This window comes from Pseudovibrio denitrificans JCM 12308 (assembly GCF_001310815.1).
In the GTDB taxonomy this organism is placed as follows: domain Bacteria; phylum Pseudomonadota; class Alphaproteobacteria; order Rhizobiales; family Stappiaceae; genus Pseudovibrio; species Pseudovibrio denitrificans.
The window spans coordinates 134,566-158,148 of sequence record NZ_BAZK01000004.1 but is presented as its reverse complement, the minus strand read 5'-3'; the positions used below and the strand labels follow the sequence as shown (position 1 = coordinate 158,148).

The following is a 23,583-nucleotide window of genomic DNA, read 5'->3' as shown; positions in this document are numbered from 1 at the left end:
CCAATGATCCGTTACGGAACCAACCCAATTGCATGGAGCAATGACGACGACCGTACTCTCGGTGCGCACATTTCTCTGGAGCAGTGCCTCAAAGAAGCCGGTGAAATCGGCTTCGACGGCATCGAAAAAGGCCACAAGATGCCAACCGAGCCAGAGGCACTGAAAGCTGCACTGGCACCACACGGTCTTGCCTTTGTTTCCGGCTGGCATTCTCTGAACCTTCTGGCGCACAGCGTTGAAGACGAGAAGAAAGCAATCCAGCCTCACCTCGACCTGCTGAAAGCTATGGCTGTAAGGTTTGCATCACCTGCGAAACCTCCAACGCCATCCACGGTGCTGATGACACCGCGCTTGCAGACAAGCCTGTGCTGGCTGACGAGCAGTGGGCAAAGTTTGGTGCAGATGTGGAAGCGATTGCTGCTTACTGCGCTGAACAGGGCATCTCCCTCGTTTACCACCACCACATGGGTACTGTGGTACAGACAGGTGAAGAGATCGATCGCTTTATGGAAGTGACCGGCCCGAACACCTACCTGCTGCTGGACACTGGCCATGCATGGTTTGGTGGTGCGGACCCGGTTGAAGTTGCCAAGAAGCATATGGCTCGTGTGCGTCACCTGCACGCGAAGAACGTTCGTCCAACCATCCGTGAGCAGGTTGAAGGCGAGCGCCTGAGCTTCCTGGAAGGCGTACGCCGCGGTGTGTTCACCGTTCCTGGCGATAAAGAAGGCGGCGTTGATTTTGAACCTGTGCTGAAGATTGCAGCTGAGCATGGCTATGAAGGCTGGCTGGTGATTGAAGCAGAACAGGATCCTGATCAGCGCAATCCGTTCACCTACCAGAGCATGGGCCTGAAAGCACTGCGCGAGATGGCTGTGAGCGCTGGTCTTGATAAGAAGGTAGTCGCATGAGCAAGCTTCTCGTAAAACCTAATGGCAAAGAGGGCAAGGTGCATGACATCACGCCTGAAAGCGCCGGTTGGGGCTACGTTGGCTTTGGCCTTTATCATCTGGAGCCGGGCGCAAGCGCCAAGGAACTGATGAAGGGCAAAGAAGCCATTCTGGTTATCGTGGAAGGCAAAGCGACCATCACCTCTGATGGTCAGGACTTTGGCACCCTTGGTGAGCGTAAGAACGTGTTTGAGCGCATCAAGCCATGGTGTGTGTACGTTCCTGCCGGAGCTGAGTGGAGCGCAACCGCTGTTACCAAGCTGACACTGGCTGTGTGTACTGCCCCTGCAAAGGATGGCAGCTACCCTGCCCGCGTGATTGGCCCGGATGACATTCCAAGCGTTGAGCGCGGCGTTGGTGCCAACACCCGCTACATCCACCCAATCGCCATGGAAGATCAGGACTTTGCAGAGAGCCTGCTGGTGACTGAGGTTTACACCCCTCAGGGCAACTGGTCCTCTTATCCTCCGCATCGTCATGACGAAGATAACTTCCCGGAAATGACCTATCTGGAAGAGACATATTATCACCGTCTCAACCCAGAGCAGGGTTTCGGCTTCCAGCGTGTATTCACTGAAGATGGTGAGCTGGATGAGGCGATTGCGATGTCCAGTGGGGATGTTGTGCTTGTACCAAAAGGTCACCACCCATGTGGCTCGCCTTATGGTTATGAGATGTACTACCTGAATGTGATGGCTGGCCCGATGCGTAAATGGCGCTTCCAGAACCACCCTGATCACGATTGGATTGCTCAGCGCGACGCAAAACCTGCGGACGCCTGAGGCACCTGATATCCGCATGTTCCCGTAAATTCTTATGCGGGAGCATGCGTTTAATAAACGCGCCTTCTTTTGGGATACCCACCAGGCAACTCTGCTGGAGTGCGCGATATAAACGCTGTTGTGAAAGATAAGCTATGACTGTTTCAATTGGCCTGTTGGGAGCTGGCCGTATTGGCAAAACCCACGCAAAAGCTGTGAGCCAGCTTGCAAATGCAAAACTGGCGGCTGTGTACGACCCGTTTGAAGATGCTGCAAAAGAAATCGCAGCTCAGACTGGTGCACGCGTTGATGGTCTGGACGCCATCATGAATGATCCGGCGATTGACGCTGTGATCATCGCGACCCCAACCGATCTGCACGCTGAGCAGATTGAGCAGGCGGCACGCGCTGGTAAGGCAATCTTCTGCGAAAAGCCAATCCATCTGGATGGCGACCGCGTTCGTGAGTGCCTGAAGGTTGTTGAAGAGACCGGCGCAAAGCTGATGGTTGGCTTCAACCGTCGTTTTGACCCGAACTTCGCTGAAGTAAAGCGTCAGATCGAAGCTGGTGTGATTGGTGACGTTGAGATGGTTCAGATCACCTCTCGTGACCCTTCCCCGCCACCTGTCGACTACGTGAAGCGCTCTGGCGGTCTGTTCAAAGACATGATGATCCATGACTTTGACATGGCTCGCTTCCTGCTTGGCGAAGAAGTTGTTGAAGTGAACGCAATGGGCAGCGCGATCGTTTCTGAAGAGATCGGCGCAGCTGGTGACGTGGACACTGCTACTGCAACTTTGAAGACTGCAAGCGGCAAGATCTGCACCATCACCAACTCCCGCCGCGCGACCTACGGCTACGACCAGCGCGTGGAAGTTCACGGTTCCAAGGGCATGGTTTCTGCTGAGAACATGCGCACCACTACTGTGACTGTTGCAAACGGTGAAGGTTACACTGCTGAGCCTCTCATGGACTTCTTCATGGAGCGCTATGAAGCAGCTTACCGCATTGAGCTGACAGCCTTTGTTGACGCGCTGACCAGCGGTTCCGAGATCTCTCCAAACGGTTTCGACGGTTTGAAGGCTCTTGAGCTGGCAGAAGCAGCAACAGCTGAAGTTGCAAAAGCACGCGAGCTGGCAAACGCTTAAGTCTGCTTTCAGATTTGAATATGAGAAGGGCCGATGCATTGCACCGGCCCTTTTTAGTGTCTCAAAAACTTGGCTTACGCCATGGCTGCCTGACGGCGGACGGTGGCGATGCGGAAGCGGTTGGCGACGTAGGCGCCGTCTGTGAGGCTGGCGTTGCCAGCTGGGTTGGCACCGGTGACGTGGAAGTCAGAATAAGCGGCTGACTGGTTCACGTAGATGTTGCCAGTAAGGTTCACAGAAAGCGGTGCGCCTGCCCAGGCATAAGCGTCCACGGCCTTATCAATCACAGCTTCATCCGTTGAATACAGCGCTGCTGTAATGGCACCATGGCTCTTTGCAGAACCAGCTGCACGGGCGATGGCATCATCAATATCATCACAAGCGATGATGAAGGAGATCGGGCCGAAGCGCTCCTGCATGTAAGCTTCTTCGTTTTTGGAATCGACCGCCACCAGTGTTGGTGTTGCAGAACGGGCGCCGTTCATACCTTCAACAGGCTCGGATGAGCGGATCACCTTGCCGAGCTTGCCAGCAGCATCGATACGCTCCAGCGTGGCCGGATTCTGTACGGCACCGAGGATCGCTGCTGCACGGGCCGGATCGCCGAGGAGCTTGTCCAACGAGATCTTGATGGCGTCAGCCACTTCCTCAAAGCTCTTCTTACCGTCGTTGGTTTCAATGCCATCACGGGGAACGAAGATGTTCTGTGGTGTGGTGCACATCTGACCGGAATAGAGCGATAGGGAGAACGCAATGTTGCTGGCCATGCCGCGCAGATTATCAGTCGACTCGATGGTGATCGCGTTGACGCCTGCTTCTTCGGTGTAGACCAATGCATCGCCTGCGTTTTCACGCACCCACTCACCAAAGGCGTTGGAGCCGGTGAAGTCGATGATCTTTACAGCATCAGCAGTGACCAGTTCCTTGGTTTTTGGTGCATCCGTAGTATCTGCAGCCAGCAGCAGGACGTTTGGATCAAAGCCTGCTTCTTTCAGCACCTCACGGCCAATCTGGATAGAGATGGCCATTGGCAGGATCGCCATTGGGTGCGGCTTGATGATGACCGGATTGCCGGTGACAAAGCTTGCGAACATGCCCGGATAGGTGTTCCAGGTTGGGAAGGTCGCACAGCCGATGACCAGCGCAACACCGCGTGGCACAACTCGGAATTTCTTGTCCAGCACGATCGGGTCATGCTTGCCCTGCGGTTTGGTCCAAGTCACCTCAGTTGGTGTCTGGGTCATCGCGTCATAGGCATAAGCAACGGCTTCAAGGCCTCTGTCCTGTGCGTGTGGGCCACCTGCCTGGAACGCCATCATGAAGGCCTGACCAGAGGTATGCATCACCGCATTGGCGATGAGGAAGGACTTTTTGTTGATGCGGTCCAGCATTTCCAGCGCAACGCCGACGCGCTCTTCTACGGATGCTTTGGCCCAGCTCTTACCAGCTTCCTGCGAGGCTTTGACCAGTTCGGCCGGATCAACATCTTCATAGGTGACGCCCAGTTCCTTGCCATAGGGAGACGTTTCGGCGCCGGTCCACTTGCCGTTGGTTGGCTGGCCCAATGCAAATGGCTTGCCGAGAATCCCCTCAAATTCTGCAAGCTGATCGTCTTTTGCTGTTTCGCCATAGATCTTGCCAGAGGCGATCTCAGGGTAAGCAGACCAGTAATCTCTTGATTTACTTGTCTTTACTGCCTGAAAGAGCGTGTCTTTATGTGCTTCAAAAAAGTTACTCATTGTTCCTCCTCGAAAAACCTGCGGCTGCCGCAGTGTTTCTTCGACCAATGTGTGAGTTGAATTCCAATTGACAGCGGTTTCACTTCCAGACAATAATTTACCGACCGGTCAGTCATTTCAAGCAAAAATTGCTAGAACCATCGACCAGCCTACGAAGTGATTAGGTTTTCCAGAGGGCTCTCCTCATGAATTTGGAAGTTCATTGAAGGAGATTCGGTGGTTCACTGGGGAGTGATGACAGATCAAAGAGCACGTTGCGTTCATTTGCATTCACGCATCATGCTCTAACATTTCTTATGAGCGACTTCTTATCGTTTGATTGGAGCAATCAAACGGAACGCGCTCTATTGGAGGGAGAGACCATGAGCGAGACGAGCGTCATTTCCGAGCAGAGCATTCTGGTGGATGTGAAAGACACCTACCATGTGATTACACTGAACCGTCCTGACAAACTGAACTCGTTCAATGACGAGATGCACCGTGCGCTTTATGCTGCGCTGGAAGCTGCGGACGCGGATGAGAACTGCCGCGCGATTTTGCTGACAGCGGCTGGCAAAGGGTTCTGTGCAGGTCAGGATCTTGGTGACCGCGTGAAGCCGACCCCCGACTCCCCTCCACCGGATCTCACCCAGACCATCGGTGATTTTTATAATCCCCTCATCCGCAAGCTGAAGTCGATCAACATGCCGATCGTGTGTGCGGTGAATGGTGTGGCTGCCGGGGCTGGTGCCAACATCGCCATGGCGTGCGATATCGTGATCGCCTCTGAGAAAGCCAAGTTCATTCAAGCCTTTGCCAAGATCGGGCTGGTACCGGATTCTGGCGGCACTTACTTCCTGCCACGTCTCGTAGGCTCTGCCCGGGCGCGCGGACTTGCCATCTTGGGCACGCCGATCACCGCTGCACAGGCAGAGGAATGGGGCATGATCTGGAAGTGCTCTTCTGCCGAGACATTTCTGGACGAAGCCACGGCCATGGTTCAGGAACTTTCTGTGGGGCCGACCATTGGTCTTGGCCTGATCAAGCAGGCGCTGAATGCCTCTGAAGGCAACACGCTGGATGAGCAGCTTGATCTGGAGCGGGATTATCAGGCGAAGCGGGCCGCACGCCGGATTATCTGGAGGGCGTGACTGCCTTCATGGAAAAGCGGGCTCCGAAGTATTCAGGCAAGCGATAATGGACAAGCAGGAATTGGCGGAGGCCGTTGCGGCCTCCATGTGGGAAGAAGACGAAGCAACACGCGCTCTGGGCATGACCTTGGATGAAATTGCACCAGGCCGTGCTGTGATCTCCATGAAGATCCTTGAACGCATGACCAACGGGCATAAGACATGCCACGGCGGGTACATTTTTACCCTGGCGGACAGCGCGTTTGCTTTTGCATGCAACAGCCATAACCAGCGTGTTGTGGCGTTTCAATGCTCCATCACTTATCTCGCCCCGGCCTTTGAGGATGATGTTCTGACGGCAACTGCCGAGGAAATTACCGTGCAGGGCCGATCCGGCGTCTATGACATTCATGTGTGCAATCAGGACGGCACACGCATTGCAGAATTTCGCGGAAACTCGAGGACCATCAAAGGGACCCACATCGAGCTAAGCACTTAATTTATTTGGATGACCAGCATTTGAGGAGGAGAAAATGTTGGAGGTTGAAGAACGCAGGCCTGATCTGGAGCCTATTGAAACGGCTGGCCGTGAGGAGCTGCAAGCGCTGCAACTGGAGCGCATGCGCTGGTCAGTTCGTCATGCATATGAGAACGTAAAGTTCTATAAAGACAGTTTTGATGCAGCTGGCGTGCATCCGGATGACTTGCAGAGTCTGGCTGATCTGGCGAAGTTTCCATTCACCACCAAACAGGATTTGCGCGACAATTATCCATTCGGGATGTTTGCTGTTCCTGAGGAAGATATCTGCCGCATTCATGCATCCTCCGGCACCACGGGCAAGCCGACTGTGGTGGGGTACACCAAGAAGGACATTGAGACCTGGGCTGGTGTTGTTGCGCGTTCCATTCGTGCAGCAGGCGGCAAGCCGGGTGATAAAGTGCACATCGCTTATGGCTATGGGCTGTTTACTGGTGGCTTGGGCGCGCACTACGGTGCTGAAGCACTTGGCTGTACCGTCATCCCCATGTCTGGCGGCATGACAGAGCGTCAGGTGCGGCTGATTGAGGATTTCAAGCCTGAGATCATCATGGTCACCCCGTCTTACATGCTCTCCATTCTGGATGAGTATCGCAAAGAGGGTCTGGATCCACGCAAGAGCTCCATCAAGATTGGCATCTTTGGTGCTGAGCCGTGGACCAACTCCATGCGTGAAGAGATCGAACAGGCGTTCGATATGCATGCGGTTGATATCTATGGCCTTTCAGAGGTCATGGGCCCGGGTGTGGCGCAGGAGTGCGTTGATACCAAGGATGGTCTGCACATCTGAGGATCACTTTTACCCTGAGATTATTGACCCGGTGACCGGTGAGGTTCTGCCCGACGGATCTGAGGGTGAGCTGGTGTTCACTACGCTGACCAAGGAAGGTCTGCCGATCATCCGCTACCGCACCCGCGACCTGACACGCCTGATGCCGGGCACGGCTCGCAAGATGCGGCGTATGGAAAAGGTCACCGGACGTTCTGACGATATGATGATTGTGCGTGGTGTAAACGTGTTCCCAAGCCAGATCGAAGAGCAGATGCTGCGCTGTGATGGCCTCTCCCCTCACTACCAGATTGAGCTGGCTCGCAAGGGCCGCATGGATCAGCTGATGGTGAAGGTGGAAGCGGCTGCCCATGCCACCTCTGATGCAGATCGTCTGGCGAGCGCGAAAGAGCTGGCGGTTCATGTGAAAAACAACATCGGAATTTCGGTTGGGGTAGACGTGGGCCTGCCAAATTCCATAGAACGAAGCCAAGGCAAGGCCAAGCGGGTTGTGGACCTGCGGCCTAAAGAAGATTAACGGAAATACAAAAGCATGGCGCGCACCAGAGCAGCGGATTATGACGATAAACGCAAATCCATCTTGAAGTTATCGGCGCGCGCCTTCGCGCAGCATGGCTACGACAAAACATCCATGGCGCAGATCGCCAAGATCTGCGGCTTCTCCAAGGCCTTGCTCTATCACTACTATGAGAACAAAGAGACGCTGCTGATTGACATTATCAGTGCGCACCTTGAGGAGCTCGTAGATGCGGTGGAGAGTGCTGGTCAGGCGGAGCAAGAACCGCTGGAGCGGTTGCGTAGCCTGTGCCGTGCTTTGATGATGGCCTATGAGGACGCAGATTCAGAGCACAAGCTGCAGATCAATGAGCTTTCGTTTCTTCCAACCGAGAAGAAACAGGACATCATTGAGCTGGAGCGCAAGCTGGTTGCCATTTTTGCTGATGCTGTGGCTGCCACCAATCCGCAGTTTGGTGATGGCGACGCGCTGATCAAACCCGTCACCATGAGCCTGTTTGGCATGCTCAACTGGTCTTACCTTTGGTTTAAACCAGGGGGCGACCTGAGCCGCGAAGGATATGCGGATCTGGTGGTGCAGCTTCTGTTGAATGGCTCGCGTTCCATTCAGGGAACCGCGGCGAGCTGATCTCCCCTGCCCTTATTCTGATTTTACCAGTGCCTGCGCGGTGAGCTGCTGCATCATGTCGATGTAGCGGTCTTGCGTCCAGTTGCAGGTGATACGCAGCTGTTCCCAGTTGCGCACCGAAAGGAGCGTGAGGAGCAAATCGGTTGCTTCTTCTTCGCTCATGTTATCCGTTAGCTTGCCATCGGCTTTCAGTGCCTGCACCGCCTTTTCGCAGCCATCGCGGATGGCAAGGATTCGGTCATTCCACGCGGCAGCGGCTTCGTCGTCCGTTTCCTGCATGGCCATGAGCGCCTTGGCTACACCAAAAATCGTCGGGATGTAATTGCCCCAGGTCTCGACCCAGGCTTCCAGTCTTTCCGTGCCGGATGCTGCGCTCCGGCTTTTGACCAGTTTTGCATCGATATCGTGCACTTCATCCAGATAACGCGTTGTGGCAGTGAGCAAATCTGCGCGATTGGGAAAGTGCAGATAGAGCGCCTGACGACTGATTTTGGCGGCCTTTGCGATATCTGACATGCGCACAGCATTGCCATTCCCCACTTCCAGCAATTGCCAGGTGGACTTCAGGATACGATCTCGTGTGGGAATATTCTGACTTGACATGGTGTCAATATAGATGCGATTGACATGATGTCAACTTGACACCATGTAAAGTTAGAGAGGTATGACGATGAAAACGATCATATTTGGTGCAACGGGCACCGTTGGCAGGCTCGCCACGGAGAGGATGTTGGCAGATGGGCACAGGGTGACAGCCTTTGCCCGCACACCCGACAAGCTGAAGATTGAGCATGAGAACCTAACGCTTCTGGCAGGCAATGCGGCCTCTGCTGATGAGGTTGCAGCAGCGGTTGAAGGGCATGAGGCGGCGGTGATTACGCTGGGAGCCGGCATGTCGCGCAGCAGCACGATCCGGTCAGACGGCACCCGCAATGTCATTCTGGGCATGCAAAAGCACGGGGTGAAGCGGCTGATCTGTCAGTCCACCCTTGGGGCGCATGAGAGCTGGGCAAACCTCAACTTCTTCTGGAAGCGGATCATGTTTGGTGCGTTGTTGCGGCCTGTATTCAAAGACCATGAACTGCAGGAGGAGCTGGTGCGGGTGAGCGGTCTGGACTGGACCATCGTGCGGCCCAGCGCGTTTGCTCCAGAGCTGGCAACCGGCGACTACAAAGAGAACTTCCCCCCATCTGAACCGCGCCTTTCGCTGAAGATCCACCCAGCAGACATCGCCGGTTTTCTCAGTCGCCAGCTTTCAGACATGCAGTACCTTCACCGTGCCGTGGGGATTTCCACCTGAGGCGTGCGGTCAGATCAGAGAGGCCTTGCAGATGCCGCTGCTGTCATAGACCTCTTCAGCCGCCAAAACGGCTTCCCATTTACTGAGACGGTGTCCGTCTTCGATGAACTCGCGACCTTCGGACACCACATAGTACCAGCCTATCGCACCGTTCTCCTGGGTGAAGCGGTCAACGCGCATACAAATCTCAGGATTGTCGGGAACGCGGCCAATGCCTCTGCCGTCGCCGATCTTTGCTCCTTCAGCGGGGCCAGATGTATTTCGGTTTTCTCATTTCTTCTCTTTCAGGTGGTTGCGCCTTGAGCGAGCCAACATAATGACAGTAGGCAATCTGAGAGGAGATGGTGCCAAGCGGCTTTGTTGCTTCTCCTCCGGATGCTCTCACATAGGCTTTATGCAAAATCTGCCATTGCCACATGAGACATGGCGGCATCGCCAGCTCTTCCCAAAGCAAGATTGCAACTTCGAAGGACAGCAGCGAGCCGCCAACAAACATGTTTCTCTGGCCGTCCCTCTCCTTCCAATAGAACCCAGGTAGCCATTGCATCTCCAACCCCATTCGTTCACTATATGTTCTATATCGCATTTTATGGCAACGCAAACCAGCAGATTCCGCTGATGCGCTGCTCAGGTTTTGGCGAAATGCAGGTGACAGTGAAAATGCTGCTTGCAAGACTCTTCGAATTTTCCGAGAGTTACAGCAAGACTCAAGGAATGGCCCCACATGAAAACAGAACGTGAAAAGATGGAGGCGGGTGAGTGGTACACCTGCATTGATGATGAGCTGGAGGCATTGCGTCAAGCGGCCTATCACGCCGTGCATGAACATCGCACACTGCACCCAAGTGAACGTGGCTGATCAGCCCTGCCTACGTGCCTTGCTTGGCAGTGCCACAGACAGCACGATCATCGAAACACCGTTCCATTGCTCCTATGGCGTCAACATTCATCTGGAAGAGAGGGTCTTCCTCAACGCGGGCTGCACCATTTTGGACAGTGCAACGGTGCGGATTGGGGCGCAGACCATGCTGGGGCCGAATGTGCAGATCTATTGCGCGCAGCACCATAAGGATGCAGAAAAGCGCTGTGCCGGGCTGGAGGTTGCCAAGCCGGTGACCATTGGCAAGCGCGTCTGGATTGGCGGGGCTGCAATCATCATGCCGGGCGTGACGATTGGCGATGAGGCCATTGTTGGTGCTGGCAGCGTGGTGACCAAGGATGTGCCCGCCGGGGCAACCGTGTGGGCAATCCCGCTCGCGTTCGCGGGTAAAGCAACGGCTGCCGGGGACATCCCAGCAGCCATCTCTTACTCCGGTTAGGCCTTCAGTGCCTGAGGTGTTTCTTCTGTTTCAGAAGACACTTTTCGCTTGCCGAACCACATTCTGCCGAACAGCCGGTCCTTCAGGATAAACTGATGGAAGGCCCATCCACCGATGTGCAGCAATATCAGTGCGCTCAGTAAGGTGGCGATCATTCCATGAGCAGCGCGTGCCGGATAGATCATCAGATCTGTCGGGAGTGCCTGGCCAGAGCCACCAAATGCGATTGCGAAGAGATCTGCGTTTATGGCCATGATCAGGCCTGAGACAACCATCGCTGCAATAAGCAGGTAAAGCGCCCAGTGCGCCAACCCAGCGAGCGTGTTGAGGGCGGTGTTGCCCGCATCAGCTTTGCGGGGTTTGTTCGTCACGAAGCGGGTGATGAGGCGCAGGATGATCAGCACACCAACAGTCATGCCCCAAATCATATGCCCTGTCATGCCCGTCAGCTTTTCGGGGTCTGCGTTATCCATTTCGGCCAGCATGGGGCCGCCCACCACCAGTGCCATGAAAATCATAAGGGCGACAATCCAGTGTAAGGCGACTAAAACCGGGTGATATCGAGTTGTCATTGCATGCTCCATCCATTTTCAAGGAACCTGCCTACGAGTTCCTGATCAATTCTGGAGCACATTTTACGTTACATGATGAGAACAAGAATGCTATCATTCGCAACATTGTGTTACATGAGAGGAACAATGGAGCATTCATGAAGTCATCTGATTGGGAACTGATGCCCGCCTTTCTCGCAGTGGCGCGAGCTGGCAGTTTGCGGGCCGGGGCAGAGCTGCTTCACACCAACTACGGCACAGTCAACCGCAACATTCAGGCACTGGAGGCGAGTTATGGGGTGGCATTGTTTGTGCGCTCCACTAAGGGCTTCAAGCTGACGGAGGCTGGCGAGGCTGTACTGCCATTTGCTGAACAGGCTGAACAGGTAATCATCAATGCGCGCAAACGGGTTGAAGGGCTGGACAAGACCGAGGCCGGAACGCTTCGCTTTTCCGTTACGCCCACATTTGCCTATGATGTGATTACACCGATCATCAGTCGCTTTCAGGAAGCTTATCCGGATATTCAGGTGGCGCTGCGACTGACCTCTGCGGTTGAGAACATCAACAAGGACGAGACGGATGTGTCACTGCGAGCCGCCTATGATGTGAGCGGCGACGTGGTTGCCCGCAAGCTCTATCCTATGGCGATGGGCATTTATGCCAGCAAGGCTTACATCCACACTACGTTTGCAAAGGCTGGCCCACAAGGTGCAGGTCTATCGTGGATAGGATGGCCGGAGAATGGCCCGTTCAGCAACTGGATCTCGCAGTCCGCCTTTCCTCAGGCCGACGTCCGCCATAGCGTTTCTGATGGATACATGCGGCTGCGGATGCTTCGGGAAGGCTGTGGCATTTCTCCCCTACCAGTGGTGTTTGAGAAGTTCTTTCCTGACCTGTGCCGTGTGCCCGGTACGCCGCTGGAATTCGGGCAAACTCTCTGGATCGTGCTGCATGCTGATTTGCGCAAGACCGTGCGTATCCGCCGCTTTGTGGACTTTCTGGCAGATGCGCTGATGGATTTGCGGCCAGATATGCAGGGCGAGCTTTATCGCCGCTAGAGCAGGTTGCGTTCATCTGCATTCACGCATCCAGCTCTAACCTTTTGTTTTAACGCGTATTCTTATCCGAAAACCGGAACCACTTTTCGGGAATACGCTCTAAGGGATGCTAGCTTAAGTGCTGGTCACAATAACCTCAATTGCAGGTTGGGGATGCTACGTATAGTGTGCAAGCATCCTATCATTTCAGCCAAGCAAGTGATCTATGAAACTGTTTTACGCTCCCGGCACCATCTCAATTGCCGTTGCCATTGCCCTTGAAGAATCCGGCGTGCCGTACACCACGCACAAAATCGACTTCAAGAACCCGGAGGTCAGCCGTCCGCAGCTGTTAGAGGTGAACCCGAAAGGCCGTGTGCCTGTTCTGGTGACCGACCACGGTATTCTGACGGAAGCCGGTGCTCTGCTGGATTACGTTGCCGACCTTGCACCGGATGCGAGCCTGAAGCCCTCTGATCCTTACAAGGCCGCCAAGATGCGCGAGGCCATGTACTATCTGGCGTCCACCATGCACGTGAACCACGCCCACAAGCTGCGCGGTGCCCGTTGGGCAGATAAGGAATCCAGCTGGGAAGACATGCGTGCTAAAGTGCCAGAAACCATGACAGCCTGCTGCTCGTATGTGGAAGAGAACATCGTCACCGGCCCTTATGTGCTTGGCGAGACCTTCAGCATCGCCGACGCCTACCTTTACGTGGTCAGCACCTGGCTCAAGGGCGATCAAGTCGACATCACCCCCTTCCCCAAGTTCCACGCTTTCCAAAAGCTGATGGAAGAACGGGATTCCGTGAAGGCTGTGAAAGCAGCTGGGATGCTGGGGTAGTCTCCAACACGATTGAAGGCAGCTGCCGCTTTATGTTTGAGGCAGCTGCTTTGCATTGTGATGCGGTGTAGCCTAGGTCTTAAAACGCGATTTCGCCGTTATGGAGGAAGCACTGAGCTGGGTATTGCCCACCGTCAGGCATAACAATCGGCATCGATGCCGAATATGATTAGTTCCAGAGCAAGAGCCACCAACCAAAATCAGGAGTTAGCAGGCGACCTCTGCTGCTCTCTCAAACTACGGGTTGTGGGAATTGGTCCGGGCTCCAACTCGCCCAGTTCAATCAAAATCTCATAGAGCTTGTCGATCACTATCCCATCAATCAGGCAGTTAAACAGCTCAATTTTCCTGGTTATTTCAGCTTTAGTCAGCCATCGCCCATAACGCCAATTACCTGCCCACAAGCCGTAATGGAAACCAGTTATCTTTCCTCGCCTTTCGTTTATGATCTTCTTGAACTCCTTAGGCGCATTGAGCCAGGTGTTCAAAGCGACATCAGAAACAATCGCTGATATCTCCGGATTTGGCTTGTCTTGATCCAAGACAAGCATTGCATTGTCCAAGAGATAAGGAACAAAGTTAGGGTGTGGTTTGTTACTCGCGCGGATTAAACCGATATCTTTGAGTATGGACTGCAACTGAGGGGCAAACTCTACGGTGTCCCAAAAGCTCTTGTTTCTATTCGGGTGTTTGTCGTATTGCGTGGCGACACATAAGGAAACAGCAACACAGTCTTCCAGGAGTGGACGCCTGTTTTCCTCCAGTTTCTCTAAATGACTGGAAATCTTTTCGCGTGAAACTCGCAGCTTCCCACCGATCCCAGTATTCTCGCAGATCTTCGTCTGCTCCAAAATCTGTATCGCTTGTTCACCCGCGGTCATGAAGAGGTGATCAAACTCCTTCTCACCGTCCGTCACAGTCTCCAAGATGTAACGCAGGAAGTCTTCAGTTGCTTGTTTTTCAATCTCCATCGGAATCTTTCCGAAGAAGTTGTCATCATACGTTTGCATTGCCAGAACTCAGGAGATGAAGGCTGTATTACGATTGACTTTGATCGAGCATCTTTCTGCAATCCACTCAATCTGTAGCTTCGCAGAACTCCCCACTATCAGAGCAGGCTGGAGACTAGCTGTGCTCGTGGCGTTTGATCGGGAGAGTGCTCCTTGCAAGCGCATAAACAGCCTGCTGCTCACCGAACCGTTTCAGTTGCCGGATTTTCTTCATGCCGAGTTTTTGGAGCAGATGGATGGAGCGGGTGTTTTGGAGTTGGGTTTCGGCGAGGATCGTCATGAGCTTCAGGTTTTCCATAGCGATGGGGAGGAAGGCTTTGAGGGATTCTTCTGCGTATCCCTGCCCCCAGTGTTCCGGCAGGAACTCATAGGAAATCTCGTGGTATTCGCGGTCATGATAAGGGCCCAGCGTGAGCAGACCGAGGAAGTTGCTTGTGTCTCCGGCATACACGACTGCATGATACACTTCCGTTGCAGCCACTACGCTTGAACAACGAGCTTCAATTGCTGCCTCGCTTTGCTTTCCTCCCAGAAACTCTCTGGTTTTCTCGTTAGAGAACAGCTTTATGAGATCTGGTTTATCGGCGGGTGTTGGTTTGGCGAGGATGCAGCGGGGTGTTTGGATGGGTGTTTCCAGCATTCCTACTCCCTTCCCTCATGGCCTAATACAGCACCGATCGCATGCGAGACATCTCAGATCAGATGCAAACTTGAATCGATAGTCGTTGTGCGCGTTATCGGGCTGATAACAATAGATAATGTTCCTTGGTTTTATTATTTCTGCAGTGAGCGCTGCGAGTCATAATTGGCTAGTTGATTAAGATTGTCGGCAAGAAGGGCAAGCTTATGGCTCCTGGCAACAATAACGAACAACAGCCCAATGAAAATCCTGCTCCGGATCATGAAAACTGGATACAGGCCATGGGGCAGGAGTTGAACCTGCAGTTTGATCCAGCGGATTTGGCAGGTGAGAGACCCGTTGGACAACCAGAAAACCAGGCTCCACCAGAGGTGCGGGTCAACGATGCCGATGCCCAGCAGCCTCCGCAACCGGGCCAGCCCATGATGCCGCCGCTGGCTGTTCCCATGCAGAACCGCCCCAATGAGCAACCCAAGGCAGGTAGCCGGATGCAGGTGGAGTACAAGGACAATGGCACCATGGTCATTGATCCCTACTCCGTGCCCCGCACGATTGCGACAGCTCATGGGGCCGGACTGGATGGTGTTCGCCATGCGGTTTACGCACCGACCAGATACTCAACCGATGTAGAAGGCAAGATCACACCACCACTTCAGGGGGATGCATTAGCCGACAAGCTCTTGGCCGTGGTGGTACGGGATACCTGCAGACTTACCCCGACATAGAAGACGCCGTCATCAAGCGCCCTTACAGCTATGGTGAGGGAGAGGACCAGCAGTTTCTGGGGATGGAGTCGATCATTCACGAAACGACCATCCTGTCTGCTCTTGGGGAGTTTGAAGGTGCCAAAGGCGTTGAGAACATCATCAAGGTGAAAGGTTCTGGCGTGACCGGTGGCGGCGAGCCCTTTGTGATCATGGAGAACCTGAAGGGCGGCACGCTGGATGATCGTATTGCCAATGAAGGTCTGCCTCCAGAGCAGCTGGACCAGTTTGCGGAGGGGTTGCTCTCCGGCATTTCCTTCCTGCAAAACCGCAATGTGATCCATCAGGATCTGAAGATCGACAATATCATGTTCCGTGATCAGGGCAGTGTTGAGCCGGTGATCATCGACTTCAACGCAGCCTCTGCCACTGAAGGGATTGCGGCAGCAACGGATGATTATGAGGAGTTCCGCTACGAGCGGGATGGCGAACCGAACATCCAGCCCCCTGAAAAGCAAGGCCAGCAGATCAATCTGGCTAAGATCACTCCCAAAGCGGATTCGTGGACTGGTGGGCTTTGTCTGGCAGCGGCAGTGATTGGCAAGCAAAGCCAGCAGGCGTTGGTGCAGGAAGCCAGACAGGCCGAGGGAAATCAGGCTGTTGTTGATGAAGCTCTGGATCGTCGGTTAGGCACTGCGCCTGAGCACATCAAAATGGCTATCAAAGGCATGATGCGGGTTGAGGTGGGCGAGCGCCTGACAGCTGAGCAAGCGCTTGCGTTGATGCAGCAGAACAACCCGAACTTTGTGCCGGAAGAGCAGCCTCAGGTACAGGAACCTGAACCACAGCCGCAAGAGCCGGAGCCACAGGAGCCAGAACCGGTCTATAGCGACGAGCCCAAGGAAGGTAGTCCTATTCGCGTTCAGAGAAAACGCAATGGCACTTTGGTGATTGAACCAGACAGTGTGCCAACAGGCATTGAGATGGTGCCTCAGCGCGGTCGTGATGCTCGCCAGTATGGCAACCGCTATCGCGCAACACGGCATAGCCTGCGCATGAACCAGCATGTTCCGCCCCCTATCGTTGATGGGGAACACGATCAGCCTGGCGTTCTTGCCCATGGTGCAACTGGTGTGCTTCAGGACTTCCCAGAGATGGAAAATGCAGTTTTGAAGCGACCCAATGCAGTGCAGGTGGAAGCCGGAGAGCCGTTGACCTATATCGGCATTCCGCAGCTTCTACATGAAGCGAAGATCCTGACGGCACTGGCAGACTTTGATGAAGCAAAGGGCTACGAGAACATCCCTCAGATCAAAGGCACCGGCATCACCGAACAGGAAGAGCCCTACATGGTGATGGAGAAGCTGAAGGGCGGAAACCTGACAGAGCGCATCCCAGAGGAACGTGGTATGCCTGAGGAACAGGCAGAAGCGTTCGCCAACGGGCTGCTGAATGGCCTGTCCTTCCTGCACAAGCGTAACATCGTCCATCAGGACCTGAAGCCCGACAACATCATGTTCCGCGAGGAAGGTGATGAGGTGCCGGTGATCATCGACTATGACCTTGCCACCGCCCATGAAGGCGTGGCGACCGGCACAGGTGAAGGCGAGCCTGATGGGTTCGATCTGAGCGGCACCCCGGACATCATGCCGCCGGAAGCCAAGAACCCCGGCCCCAACAAGGAAAACCTGAGCGAGAAGATCGATGCGTGGTCCGCTGGTATTCTGCTGGTGACAGCTGTTGCCGGGAGCCGCACTGCAAATCTTCTCAAGGAGGATCTGACGGACTTCCGCAATGGTGCAAACACGGATTCCAACCAGCTGCGCATTCTGCTGGAACGACATCTGGCAGGTGTTCCACAAAACATGAAGGAAGCCATCATCGGCCTCCTCAAACTCAACCCCACCACCCGCCTCTCCGCAGACCAAGCCCTGACCCTGATCAACTATGCGAAGGGAGGCCCGGGCGGTACTGGGTAGGGTGTGATGCTTTGTCCGCGTGGGTGTTATCCCCCTACACCCCCAGCTTTACGACTACGTTGAGGAGTGTGTCGCGGAGGGATTGGACTTCTTCTTTGGTGAGGTTCTGGTAGATCACGCGGCGGTCGCCGGCCATGACGCTGTCCATAGCTTTTTCGACGGTGGTTTTGCCCGCTTCTGTCAGGCGCACGATCTTGCTGCGTTTGTCGGTGTCGTGATCAATGCGGGTGACGAGGCCATCTGCTTCCAATTGTTTGAGAATTTTGGTCATGCCGCCTGATGTCATCAGCAGAGCACGGTACAGGTCGCTGGGGGACATTTCCCAGGGCTCTGGACGGCCACGCAGAGCCACCAGCACCTCAAAGGCACCATTGGTCAGGCCATAGACTTCCAACTCTTTGGTGCAGTTCTGATCGAGGATTTCGGCGAAGCGGTTCATGCTGAGAAACAGCTCGGTTTCAACGGAGACGGCTTCCGGCCAGTTCTGGCGCATTAGCTCAAGGGCTTTGCCCATTGGGTAGGCTTTTGACATGAGATCCTCATCACAACTCTATCGGTTTTCTAAATTAAACCTTGCCAGAAAGATAGTTTGAATATATCTATCCAGAAAGCTACTTAGATAGATAGGTGTGACATGAGAAGTTTCTGGGACAGAGTTCGGCACTCCGTGCTGTTTGAAGGGATCGCCCTTTCAATCGTCGCGGTGTTCGGAAGCTGGATTACGGGTCATTCCCTCGCAGAGATCGGTGTTCTCGGACTGATCATGTCCCTGATCGCCATGGGCTGGAACTTTGTTTACAACTGGCTCTTCGACAATTGGTATGTGGCCAACCGTGGTACCCAGCCAAGAACCATCGCCCTGCGCGTTGTGCATGCGATCCTGTTTGAAGCCGGACTGCTCGGCTTCGGCATCGTTGCAATCATGTGGTGGTTGCAGATGAATTTCATTCAGGCATTGCTGCTTGATATCGGCTTTGCGGTGTTCTTTCTGGTTTACGCCTTCGTCTACAACTGGGCCTATGATCTGGTGTTCCCGGTGCCGACGACAGAGGCGGCCTGAAAGCGCAATGCCGACATATAAACGCAAGAAAAGCCGGAATAACGCAAATTCCGGCTTTTCTTTTCAAACCAACGCAAACAGGTGGTTTGTCTGATCAAATGTCGTCGTAATCGACTGTAACATCATCAGTTTTCGGTCTGGATTGGCAGGTGAGCACGTAGCCTGCTTCGATTTCCCATGGTTCCAGAGAATAGTTGACGGCCATGTCCACTTCGCCGGAGACGACCTTCGCACGGCAGGTGCAGCACATTCCGCCCTTACAGGAGAATGGTGCTTCGATGCCTGCGCGCAGGGCACCGTCAATGATGGTCTCACCCGGCTCCAACGTGATGTCGTGACGGGCTCCATCGACGATCATGGAGACTTTGGCGTTGTGGTCTACTGCACTGGAATCCTTAGCTTTATGGGCTGCGTGCGGATCACCGCCATCAGCTGGAACGAACAGCTCGTTATGGATGTGTTCCAGCGGGATACCATGGTTCTGGCAGGTTTGCTTGGCTGCTTCGATCATATCACCGGGACCGCAGAGGAAGACATGGTCGATGCTGTTTTCACCAACAGTCTTGGTGATGAATTCCTCAATCTTTTCAGATGTTAAGCGGCCATTAAAGAGGCTCAGTTCCTGCTCTTCGCGGGACAGAACATGGTAGACACTCAGGCGATCGAGGAAGCGGTCTTTCAGGTCGTCCAGCTGGTCCTTGAAGATCACGCTCTGAGAATTCTTGTTGCCATAGAACAGGAAGAAATGGCTGTTCGGCTCATCCTCCAGCACCGCCTGCACCATGGACATGATCGGCGTGATGCCGGACCCTGCTGCGAAAGCGGCGTAAACCCTTGCATCTTCTGTGGTTCCTCGTGGCAGATTGAAACGGCCCATTGGGGTCATCACGTCAATCTCGTTGCCAACAGCCACATGGTCGAGCGCAAAACTTGAGAAGCGGCCTCCCTCCACTTTCTTGATCGCAACGCGGATGTCATCGTCCTTGGGAGAGGAGCAGATGGAGTAGGATCGGCGGGTGTCTTCACCGTTGATAAATTCGCGCAGCGTGAGGTACTGCCCTGGAATAAAAGAATAATCTTCCTTCAAGTCCGCAGGTATCTCGAAGTCAATGGAGACGGCCTCCTCCGTTTCCTGATGGACTGACTTGATCTTCAATCTATGAAACCGTGGCGACATGGTTTCCTCCCTTGCACCTGAACCGGTCAGATGCACTTGAAATAATCAAAAGGCTCAGAGCAATCGTTGCAGCGGTACAGCGCCTTGCAAGCGGTTGAGCCAAACTCGGAAATACGACTGGTGTTGGCAGAGTTGCACTTGGGGCAATGGACTTGCTCCTCCCCGAACAAAGCCCGACGCGAGGCCTTGCCATTGGGAGGTGCAATTCCGTAAGCCCTTAGCTTTTCACGCGCTTTTTCTGAGAGCCAATCTGTGGTCCAGGCCGGATTGAGGACGGTTTTCACCTCCACCTTGTCAAATCCGGCGTTGAGCAGAGCCGCTTCAATATCGAAAGCGAACATGCTCATGGCCGGACAACCGGTGTAGGTTGGTGTGATGGTCACTTGCACAGAGCCATCCGCCTGCACATGCACATCGCGCAGAACACCAAGGTCCTCAATGGTCAGAACCGGCACCTCGGGATCCGGTACATCGCACACCGCATTCCAGGCTTTTTGGTCCAGTTCAGATCTCAGAATTTTCGCTGCAACTGCCATGGGTTAACTCCCAATCACCACTGGGCTTGCGGGAATGAGCGCTGCAGGTACTGCATAGGCGACAGAATATGTCCCAGATGCTCGCTGTGTTCGCCCTTACGGCCACCGGTCTGCATCCAGCTTTCCGTTGGACGTTCCAGATTGGCGCGAACCAGTACCGTGTTCACTGTCTCGTCCCATAAGTGCTTGATAGACATGGGATCTACGGCAATGCCTTTTGCAACAAGAGATGATACAACCTCGTCACACTCAAACATCTCGCCGGTGTACATCCAGAGGAACTCCAGCGCATCACTGACGCGGTTGTGGCTTTCCTCGGTGCCGTCACCCAGACGGATCACCCACTCTGCAGAATGACGCAGATGGTAGGCTGCTTCTTTTTCTGCCTTTGCTGCCAGACCAGCCAGCAGCTCGTCTTCCGATTTCATCATAGCTTCCCAGAAAGGATGCATGAACGCGGAGAACAAGAACTGGCGCATGATGGCATAAGCGAAGTCATCGTTGGGCTGTTCAACAAGCAGAAGATTGGTAAATTCGCGCTCAACCCTATGGAAACACAGGGCATCTTCATCGCGGCCCTTGCCTTCAATCTGACCTGCATAGGTGTACAACTCGCGGGCATGACCGATCAAATCAAGTGCAACGTTGGTGAGTGCGATGTCTTCTTCCAGGTGAGAAGCGTGACCACACCACTCGCTCAAACGCTGGCTCAGGATTGCGGAATCGTCTGCCAGTCGCATGCAGTATGTAAATAGTGCCGGATCTTTCATCATGGCCTCCTTACATATTCGCGACTTCGTCAGGGAGCTCGTAGAACGTTGGGTGGCGGTAGATCTTCGAGGCTGTTGGCTCAAACATCTCGCCCTTCTCGTCTGGATCGTTTGCTACGATGGCCGCAGATGGCACAACCCAGATGGAGAGGCCTTCACCGCGGCGGGTGTATACATCCCGTGCAGCCTGAAGTGCCATCTCTGCATCAGCTGCGTGGACTGAGCCCGCATGCCGGTGAGACATGCCATTGCGCGCTCTGATAAATACTTCCCAAAGTGGTGTTGCTTGTTCGCTCATGTTCCGCCCTCCCTTAAGCAGCTGATTTCTTTGCGGCTTGCTTTGCAGCGTACGCCTGCGCAGCCTCACGTACCCAGGCACCGTCCTCATGCGCCTTGATGCGGTCTTTCATCCGCTGCTTGTTGCAGATGCCATTGCCTTGAATGGTGTTGTAAAACTCGTCCCAATCCGGTTGGCCATGTTCCCAGTGGCCTGTTTCCTCATTGAACTTGAGGTCCGGATCCGGCAGTGTGATGCCAAGAACCTTTGCCTGTGGCACGGTCGCGTCTACGAACTTCTGGCGTAGTTCATCGTTGGTGAAACGTTTGATTTTCCACTTCATGCTGGCTGCAGAGTGCTTGCTGTCCTTGTCGGAGGGGCCAAACATCATCAGCGCTGGCCACCACAGGCGATTGACGCGTCTTGCACCATCTCCTGCTGTTCTGCAGTGCCTTTCATCATGCAACGAGAAGATCGTAGCCCTGACGCTGGTGGAAGCTTTCTTCCTTACAGATGCGGATCATCGCACGGGAATAAGGGCCGAAGGAGCAACGACAGAGCGGGATCTGGTTCATGATGGCCGCACCATCTACCAGCCAGCCAACAGCCCCAACATCCGCCCAATTGAGAGTTGGGTAGTTGAAGATGGAAGAGTACTTGGCCTTGCCGCTGAGCAGTTGATCCACCAGCTCTTCGCGTGAAACGCCCAGGGTTTCTGCCGCTGAATAGAGGTAGAGACCGTGCCCCCCCTCGTCCTGAATCTTGGCAAGCAGGATGGCTTTGCGCTTCAGGGATGGAGCGCGGGTGACCCAGTTTCCTTCCGGCAACATGCCAACCACTTCGGAATGCGCGTGCTGAGAGATCTGGCGAACCAGCGTCTTGCGGTAGGCTGCTGGCATCCAGTCGTTGGGTTCAATCTTCTCTTCGCGGTCAATACGGGCTTGAAAAGCAGCAAGCTTCTCTTCGTCCTCAACCTCGGCTTCGACAGCTGGGTTGTTCAATGCTTGCGTGTACATAGGTCACGTCCCTCCCAAGAGCACACCAATGTTCGTCTCCGCTTCAATATGTCACAGAATATCATTCTCACAAGTTTTTTCTGTAACATTTAAGGGCGCATTTTAGGACAATTCTAAATTCGCTAATGATTACAAAGGTTGGAACCGTTCAAAAAAAGCGGGCTCAGGAGGCGGCAAAGTGCCCTCTGCATTCTTGGCATTAGAATCAAGCCAGATCTCACCGCGGTCTCTCAAGGCGCTGTAAATGTCTGCCGCCAGCTCTCGGGCGATGCTTCCTGCCCAATTGTCTGGCAAGGCCTGAAGAGGCAGCTCAGGGTCTCTCAGAACAAGTCTTCGCAGGTCGTGGATGAGCATGATGCGGATGGCCAGCGCATCTTCTGGAGAGATACCCGGCTCGCTTCCTGAAGCTTCTGAGAGGCATGCGTGGAGACCGTGGTAGTTCTCGATAAACTCGCTGTAGCCATGTTGCAGGCTGTCCAGATTCCAGGCTTGTCGGGCCAGTTGTAGAGCTTTGTCTGCTGGGGCTTTTGACTGCATGTAGACGATCTTGCCAGAGGACCTGGGAGTGCCCTGCCCGTTGTCTGGCTTGATCAGCACATTGGGCGCGATGACGCCGTAGCCTTGCTCCATCAGTTGCTCGCGGCGGTCTACCCGGTCGTCGCCCTCGCTCAGGATCGCGGTGATCCAGCTGCCATTCCCCTTGGCCGGGCCTCGGGCGTAAATGCGCGGAGTGGCTTGACCGAAAGCTTCACGGCCCATTTTGGTGAGGCGGTAGAAAGAGTTCCGGCCTATGCGGGTGCGTTCCAGCCAGCCATCGGATGCAAGGCGCGACATAGCCGTGCGGACGACACCGGAATTGATGCCGATCATCTGCATGATCTCAGTGATGTTGCCCATCCAAAGCTCTCCGCCACGCTGAGCAACGCAGTCGCCAAAGATGGAGATGATCATGGACCATGAGCGGATTGGCTTTTGCGCATGGAACCTGTCGATGAGCTTTTGCTGCTCTTGCTCTAGATTGCCCACATCCACACGCCTCTTGAGATTTGGAACCCACATAGTTGTAAGGGCTTCCTGCGGCTTCATGCAAGTCCCTGTTTGCAAAGAACAATAGGAAGCGCAGCTGAAGTTGATGGTTTTGGTGCCAGAGAGGATGGCATGAAAAAAGCCGGAGGCATAAC

Annotated in this window: 23 protein-coding genes and 5 pseudogenes; 14 read left to right on the top strand and 14 right to left on the bottom strand. The window is 54.3% G+C overall.

Going from position 1 to position 23,583, the window contains the following annotated elements:
- Positions 1-3: 3 nt before the first annotated feature.
- From iolE to iolG, 3 genes and pseudogenes are all read left to right on the top strand, one after another.
- Positions 4-911 (top strand): annotated as a pseudogene (gene iolE / locus JCM12308_RS06145) (myo-inosose-2 dehydratase).
- The gene (gene iolB, locus JCM12308_RS06140; protein WP_014284512.1) at positions 908-1,732 is read left to right on the top strand and encodes a 5-deoxy-glucuronate isomerase; all 825 of its coding nucleotides are present in this window, start codon (positions 908-910) and stop codon (positions 1,730-1,732) included. Before iolE ends, iolB begins: the two are co-directional and overlap by 4 nt.
- Positions 1,733-1,866: 134 nt before the next feature.
- Positions 1,867-2,859 carry an inositol 2-dehydrogenase gene (iolG, locus tag JCM12308_RS06135; protein WP_008549805.1) on the top strand — a complete coding sequence of 331 codons (993 nt, stop codon included), beginning with the start codon at positions 1,867-1,869 and terminating at the stop codon, positions 2,857-2,859.
- Between the two features lie 74 nt (positions 2,860-2,933).
- Here the strand turns inward: iolG and paaN are convergent, their stop codons facing one another.
- Positions 2,934-4,598 carry a phenylacetic acid degradation protein PaaN gene (gene paaN / locus JCM12308_RS06130; RefSeq protein ID WP_054783157.1) on the bottom strand — a complete coding sequence of 555 codons (1,665 nt, stop codon included), beginning with the start codon at positions 4,596-4,598 and terminating at the stop codon, positions 2,934-2,936.
- A 347-nt stretch (positions 4,599-4,945) separates the two neighbouring features.
- On the opposite strand from paaN, the pseudogene paaG reads away from it, so the two are divergent.
- From paaG to JCM12308_RS06110, 4 genes and pseudogenes are all read left to right on the top strand, one after another.
- Positions 4,946-5,775, top strand: a pseudogene (paaG, locus tag JCM12308_RS06125) (2-(1,2-epoxy-1,2-dihydrophenyl)acetyl-CoA isomerase PaaG).
- Positions 5,775-6,206: a hydroxyphenylacetyl-CoA thioesterase PaaI gene (gene paaI, locus JCM12308_RS06120; protein ID WP_054783156.1), complete on the top strand. Its 432-nt coding sequence runs from the start codon at positions 5,775-5,777 to the stop codon at positions 6,204-6,206. The pseudogene paaG and the gene paaI overlap by 1 nt, the downstream one beginning before the upstream one ends.
- Before the next feature lie 34 nt (positions 6,207-6,240).
- Positions 6,241-7,552: pseudogene (gene paaK / locus JCM12308_RS06115) on the top strand (phenylacetate--CoA ligase PaaK).
- 15 nt (positions 7,553-7,567) lie between these two features.
- Entirely contained in the window at positions 7,568-8,179 is a 612-nt protein-coding gene (locus JCM12308_RS06110) for a TetR/AcrR family transcriptional regulator (RefSeq protein ID WP_008549518.1), read from the top strand.
- 12 nt (positions 8,180-8,191) lie between these two features.
- Here the strand turns inward: JCM12308_RS06110 and JCM12308_RS06105 are convergent, their stop codons facing one another.
- On the bottom strand, positions 8,192-8,782 hold the full coding sequence (locus JCM12308_RS06105; RefSeq protein ID WP_054783155.1) for a TetR/AcrR family transcriptional regulator: 591 nt from the start codon (positions 8,780-8,782) through the stop codon (positions 8,192-8,194).
- A gap of 67 nt (positions 8,783-8,849) precedes the next feature.
- Here JCM12308_RS06105 and JCM12308_RS06100 point away from each other — a divergent pair, with 67 nt between their 5' ends.
- A complete protein-coding gene (locus tag JCM12308_RS06100) occupies positions 8,850-9,479 on the top strand; it encodes an NAD(P)-dependent oxidoreductase (RefSeq protein WP_054783154.1) in 630 nt (209 codons plus the stop codon).
- 9 nt (positions 9,480-9,488) lie between these two features.
- Here JCM12308_RS06100 and JCM12308_RS29130 read toward each other — a convergent pair whose 3' ends face one another.
- The gene (locus JCM12308_RS29130) at positions 9,489-9,659 is read right to left on the bottom strand and encodes a hypothetical protein (protein ID WP_208978294.1); all 171 of its coding nucleotides are present in this window, start codon (positions 9,657-9,659) and stop codon (positions 9,489-9,491) included.
- 61 nt (positions 9,660-9,720) lie between these two features.
- Positions 9,721-10,152, bottom strand: a complete 432-nt coding sequence (locus tag JCM12308_RS29125; RefSeq protein ID WP_208978293.1) for a hypothetical protein — start codon at positions 10,150-10,152, stop codon at positions 9,721-9,723.
- A gap of 51 nt (positions 10,153-10,203) precedes the next feature.
- On the opposite strand from JCM12308_RS29125, the pseudogene JCM12308_RS32140 reads away from it, so the two are divergent.
- Positions 10,204-10,749: pseudogene (locus tag JCM12308_RS32140) on the top strand (sugar O-acetyltransferase).
- 45 nt (positions 10,750-10,794) lie between these two features.
- Here the strand turns inward: JCM12308_RS32140 and JCM12308_RS06085 are convergent.
- Positions 10,795-11,370, bottom strand: a complete 576-nt coding sequence (locus JCM12308_RS06085; protein WP_054783153.1) for a cytochrome b — start codon at positions 11,368-11,370, stop codon at positions 10,795-10,797.
- A gap of 137 nt (positions 11,371-11,507) precedes the next feature.
- On the opposite strand from JCM12308_RS06085, the gene JCM12308_RS06080 reads away from it, so the two are divergent.
- Both JCM12308_RS06080 and JCM12308_RS06075 read left to right on the top strand, forming a co-directional pair.
- Positions 11,508-12,410 carry a LysR family transcriptional regulator gene (locus JCM12308_RS06080; RefSeq protein WP_054783290.1) on the top strand — a complete coding sequence of 301 codons (903 nt, stop codon included), beginning with the start codon at positions 11,508-11,510 and terminating at the stop codon, positions 12,408-12,410.
- 205 nt (positions 12,411-12,615) lie between these two features.
- Positions 12,616-13,233: a glutathione S-transferase family protein gene (locus JCM12308_RS06075; protein WP_054783152.1), complete on the top strand. Its 618-nt coding sequence runs from the start codon at positions 12,616-12,618 to the stop codon at positions 13,231-13,233.
- 200 nt (positions 13,234-13,433) lie between these two features.
- On the opposite strand, the gene JCM12308_RS06070 is transcribed toward JCM12308_RS06075, so the two are convergent.
- Both JCM12308_RS06070 and JCM12308_RS06065 read right to left on the bottom strand, forming a co-directional pair.
- Positions 13,434-14,243: a hypothetical protein gene (locus JCM12308_RS06070; RefSeq protein ID WP_054783151.1), complete on the bottom strand. Its 810-nt coding sequence runs from the start codon at positions 14,241-14,243 to the stop codon at positions 13,434-13,436.
- Positions 14,244-14,358: 115 nt separating this feature from the next.
- The gene (locus JCM12308_RS06065) at positions 14,359-14,883 is read right to left on the bottom strand and encodes a GNAT family N-acetyltransferase (RefSeq protein WP_054783150.1); all 525 of its coding nucleotides are present in this window, start codon (positions 14,881-14,883) and stop codon (positions 14,359-14,361) included.
- A 173-nt stretch (positions 14,884-15,056) separates the two neighbouring features.
- Between JCM12308_RS06065 and JCM12308_RS29120 the strand changes: the two genes are divergently transcribed.
- Both JCM12308_RS29120 and JCM12308_RS06060 read left to right on the top strand, forming a co-directional pair.
- Positions 15,057-15,608 carry a hypothetical protein gene (locus JCM12308_RS29120; protein ID WP_208978292.1) on the top strand — a complete coding sequence of 184 codons (552 nt, stop codon included), beginning with the start codon at positions 15,057-15,059 and terminating at the stop codon, positions 15,606-15,608.
- A gap of 62 nt (positions 15,609-15,670) precedes the next feature.
- On the top strand, positions 15,671-17,566 hold the full coding sequence (locus JCM12308_RS06060) for a protein kinase domain-containing protein (RefSeq protein ID WP_208978291.1): 1,896 nt from the start codon (positions 15,671-15,673) through the stop codon (positions 17,564-17,566).
- A gap of 34 nt (positions 17,567-17,600) precedes the next feature.
- Here the strand turns inward: JCM12308_RS06060 and JCM12308_RS06055 are convergent, their stop codons facing one another.
- A complete protein-coding gene (locus tag JCM12308_RS06055; RefSeq protein WP_054783149.1) occupies positions 17,601-18,098 on the bottom strand; it encodes a MarR family winged helix-turn-helix transcriptional regulator in 498 nt (165 codons plus the stop codon).
- A 102-nt stretch (positions 18,099-18,200) separates the two neighbouring features.
- Here JCM12308_RS06055 and JCM12308_RS06050 point away from each other — a divergent pair, with 102 nt between their 5' ends.
- Positions 18,201-18,626 (top strand): PACE efflux transporter, encoded by a 426-nt coding sequence (locus JCM12308_RS06050; protein ID WP_083417083.1) that lies wholly within the window; start codon positions 18,201-18,203, stop codon positions 18,624-18,626.
- A 94-nt stretch (positions 18,627-18,720) separates the two neighbouring features.
- On the opposite strand, the gene paaE is transcribed toward JCM12308_RS06050, so the two are convergent.
- From paaE to JCM12308_RS06020, 6 genes and pseudogenes are all read right to left on the bottom strand, one after another.
- The gene (paaE, locus tag JCM12308_RS06045) at positions 18,721-19,803 is read right to left on the bottom strand and encodes a 1,2-phenylacetyl-CoA epoxidase subunit PaaE (protein ID WP_054783148.1); all 1,083 of its coding nucleotides are present in this window, start codon (positions 19,801-19,803) and stop codon (positions 18,721-18,723) included.
- Positions 19,804-19,829: 26 nt separating this feature from the next.
- Entirely contained in the window at positions 19,830-20,339 is a 510-nt protein-coding gene (gene paaD / locus JCM12308_RS06040; protein WP_054783147.1) for a 1,2-phenylacetyl-CoA epoxidase subunit PaaD, read from the bottom strand.
- 14 nt (positions 20,340-20,353) lie between these two features.
- The gene (gene paaC, locus JCM12308_RS06035) at positions 20,354-21,112 is read right to left on the bottom strand and encodes a 1,2-phenylacetyl-CoA epoxidase subunit PaaC (RefSeq protein WP_054783146.1); all 759 of its coding nucleotides are present in this window, start codon (positions 21,110-21,112) and stop codon (positions 20,354-20,356) included.
- Between the two features lie 7 nt (positions 21,113-21,119).
- Entirely contained in the window at positions 21,120-21,407 is a 288-nt protein-coding gene (paaB, locus tag JCM12308_RS06030) for a 1,2-phenylacetyl-CoA epoxidase subunit PaaB (protein WP_014284492.1), read from the bottom strand.
- Positions 21,408-21,420: 13 nt separating this feature from the next.
- Positions 21,421-22,402: pseudogene (gene paaA, locus JCM12308_RS06025) on the bottom strand (1,2-phenylacetyl-CoA epoxidase subunit PaaA).
- A 129-nt stretch (positions 22,403-22,531) separates the two neighbouring features.
- Positions 22,532-23,488, bottom strand: a complete 957-nt coding sequence (locus JCM12308_RS06020; RefSeq protein ID WP_208609081.1) for a PaaX family transcriptional regulator — start codon at positions 23,486-23,488, stop codon at positions 22,532-22,534.
- Positions 23,489-23,583: the final 95 nt, after the last annotated feature.

What these genes read in the sequence shown, in the direction of transcription:
- iolB (WP_014284512.1), top strand. Translation starts at nt 908, where the DNA reads ATGAGCAAGCTTCTCGTAAAACCTAATGGCAAAGAGGGCAAGGTGCAT.
- iolG (WP_008549805.1), top strand. Translation starts at nt 1,867, where the DNA reads ATGACTGTTTCAATTGGCCTGTTGGGAGCTGGCCGTATTGGCAAAACC.
- paaN (WP_054783157.1), bottom strand. Translation starts at nt 4,598, where the DNA reads ATGAGTAACTTTTTTGAAGCACATAAAGACACGCTCTTTCAGGCAGTA.
- paaI (WP_054783156.1), top strand. Translation starts at nt 5,775, where the DNA reads ATGGACAAGCAGGAATTGGCGGAGGCCGTTGCGGCCTCCATGTGGGAA.
- JCM12308_RS06110 (WP_008549518.1), top strand. Translation starts at nt 7,568, where the DNA reads ATGGCGCGCACCAGAGCAGCGGATTATGACGATAAACGCAAATCCATC.
- JCM12308_RS06105 (WP_054783155.1), bottom strand. Translation starts at nt 8,782, where the DNA reads ATGTCAAGTCAGAATATTCCCACACGAGATCGTATCCTGAAGTCCACC.
- JCM12308_RS06100 (WP_054783154.1), top strand. Translation starts at nt 8,850, where the DNA reads ATGAAAACGATCATATTTGGTGCAACGGGCACCGTTGGCAGGCTCGCC.
- JCM12308_RS29130 (WP_208978294.1), bottom strand. Translation starts at nt 9,659, where the DNA reads ATGCGCGTTGACCGCTTCACCCAGGAGAACGGTGCGATAGGCTGGTAC.
- JCM12308_RS06085 (WP_054783153.1), bottom strand. Translation starts at nt 11,370, where the DNA reads ATGACAACTCGATATCACCCGGTTTTAGTCGCCTTACACTGGATTGTC.
- JCM12308_RS06080 (WP_054783290.1), top strand. Translation starts at nt 11,508, where the DNA reads ATGAAGTCATCTGATTGGGAACTGATGCCCGCCTTTCTCGCAGTGGCG.
- JCM12308_RS06075 (WP_054783152.1), top strand. Translation starts at nt 12,616, where the DNA reads ATGAAACTGTTTTACGCTCCCGGCACCATCTCAATTGCCGTTGCCATT.
- JCM12308_RS06070 (WP_054783151.1), bottom strand. Translation starts at nt 14,243, where the DNA reads ATGCAAACGTATGATGACAACTTCTTCGGAAAGATTCCGATGGAGATT.
- JCM12308_RS06065 (WP_054783150.1), bottom strand. Translation starts at nt 14,883, where the DNA reads ATGCTGGAAACACCCATCCAAACACCCCGCTGCATCCTCGCCAAACCA.
- JCM12308_RS06060 (WP_208978291.1), top strand. Translation starts at nt 15,671, where the DNA reads ATGGAGTCGATCATTCACGAAACGACCATCCTGTCTGCTCTTGGGGAG.
- JCM12308_RS06055 (WP_054783149.1), bottom strand. Translation starts at nt 18,098, where the DNA reads ATGTCAAAAGCCTACCCAATGGGCAAAGCCCTTGAGCTAATGCGCCAG.
- JCM12308_RS06050 (WP_083417083.1), top strand. Translation starts at nt 18,201, where the DNA reads ATGAGAAGTTTCTGGGACAGAGTTCGGCACTCCGTGCTGTTTGAAGGG.
- paaE (WP_054783148.1), bottom strand. Translation starts at nt 19,803, where the DNA reads ATGTCGCCACGGTTTCATAGATTGAAGATCAAGTCAGTCCATCAGGAA.
- paaD (WP_054783147.1), bottom strand. Translation starts at nt 20,339, where the DNA reads ATGGCAGTTGCAGCGAAAATTCTGAGATCTGAACTGGACCAAAAAGCC.
- paaC (WP_054783146.1), bottom strand. Translation starts at nt 21,112, where the DNA reads ATGATGAAAGATCCGGCACTATTTACATACTGCATGCGACTGGCAGAC.
- paaB (WP_014284492.1), bottom strand. Translation starts at nt 21,407, where the DNA reads ATGAGCGAACAAGCAACACCACTTTGGGAAGTATTTATCAGAGCGCGC.
- JCM12308_RS06020 (WP_208609081.1), bottom strand. Translation starts at nt 23,488, where the DNA reads ATGAAGCCGCAGGAAGCCCTTACAACTATGTGGGTTCCAAATCTCAAG.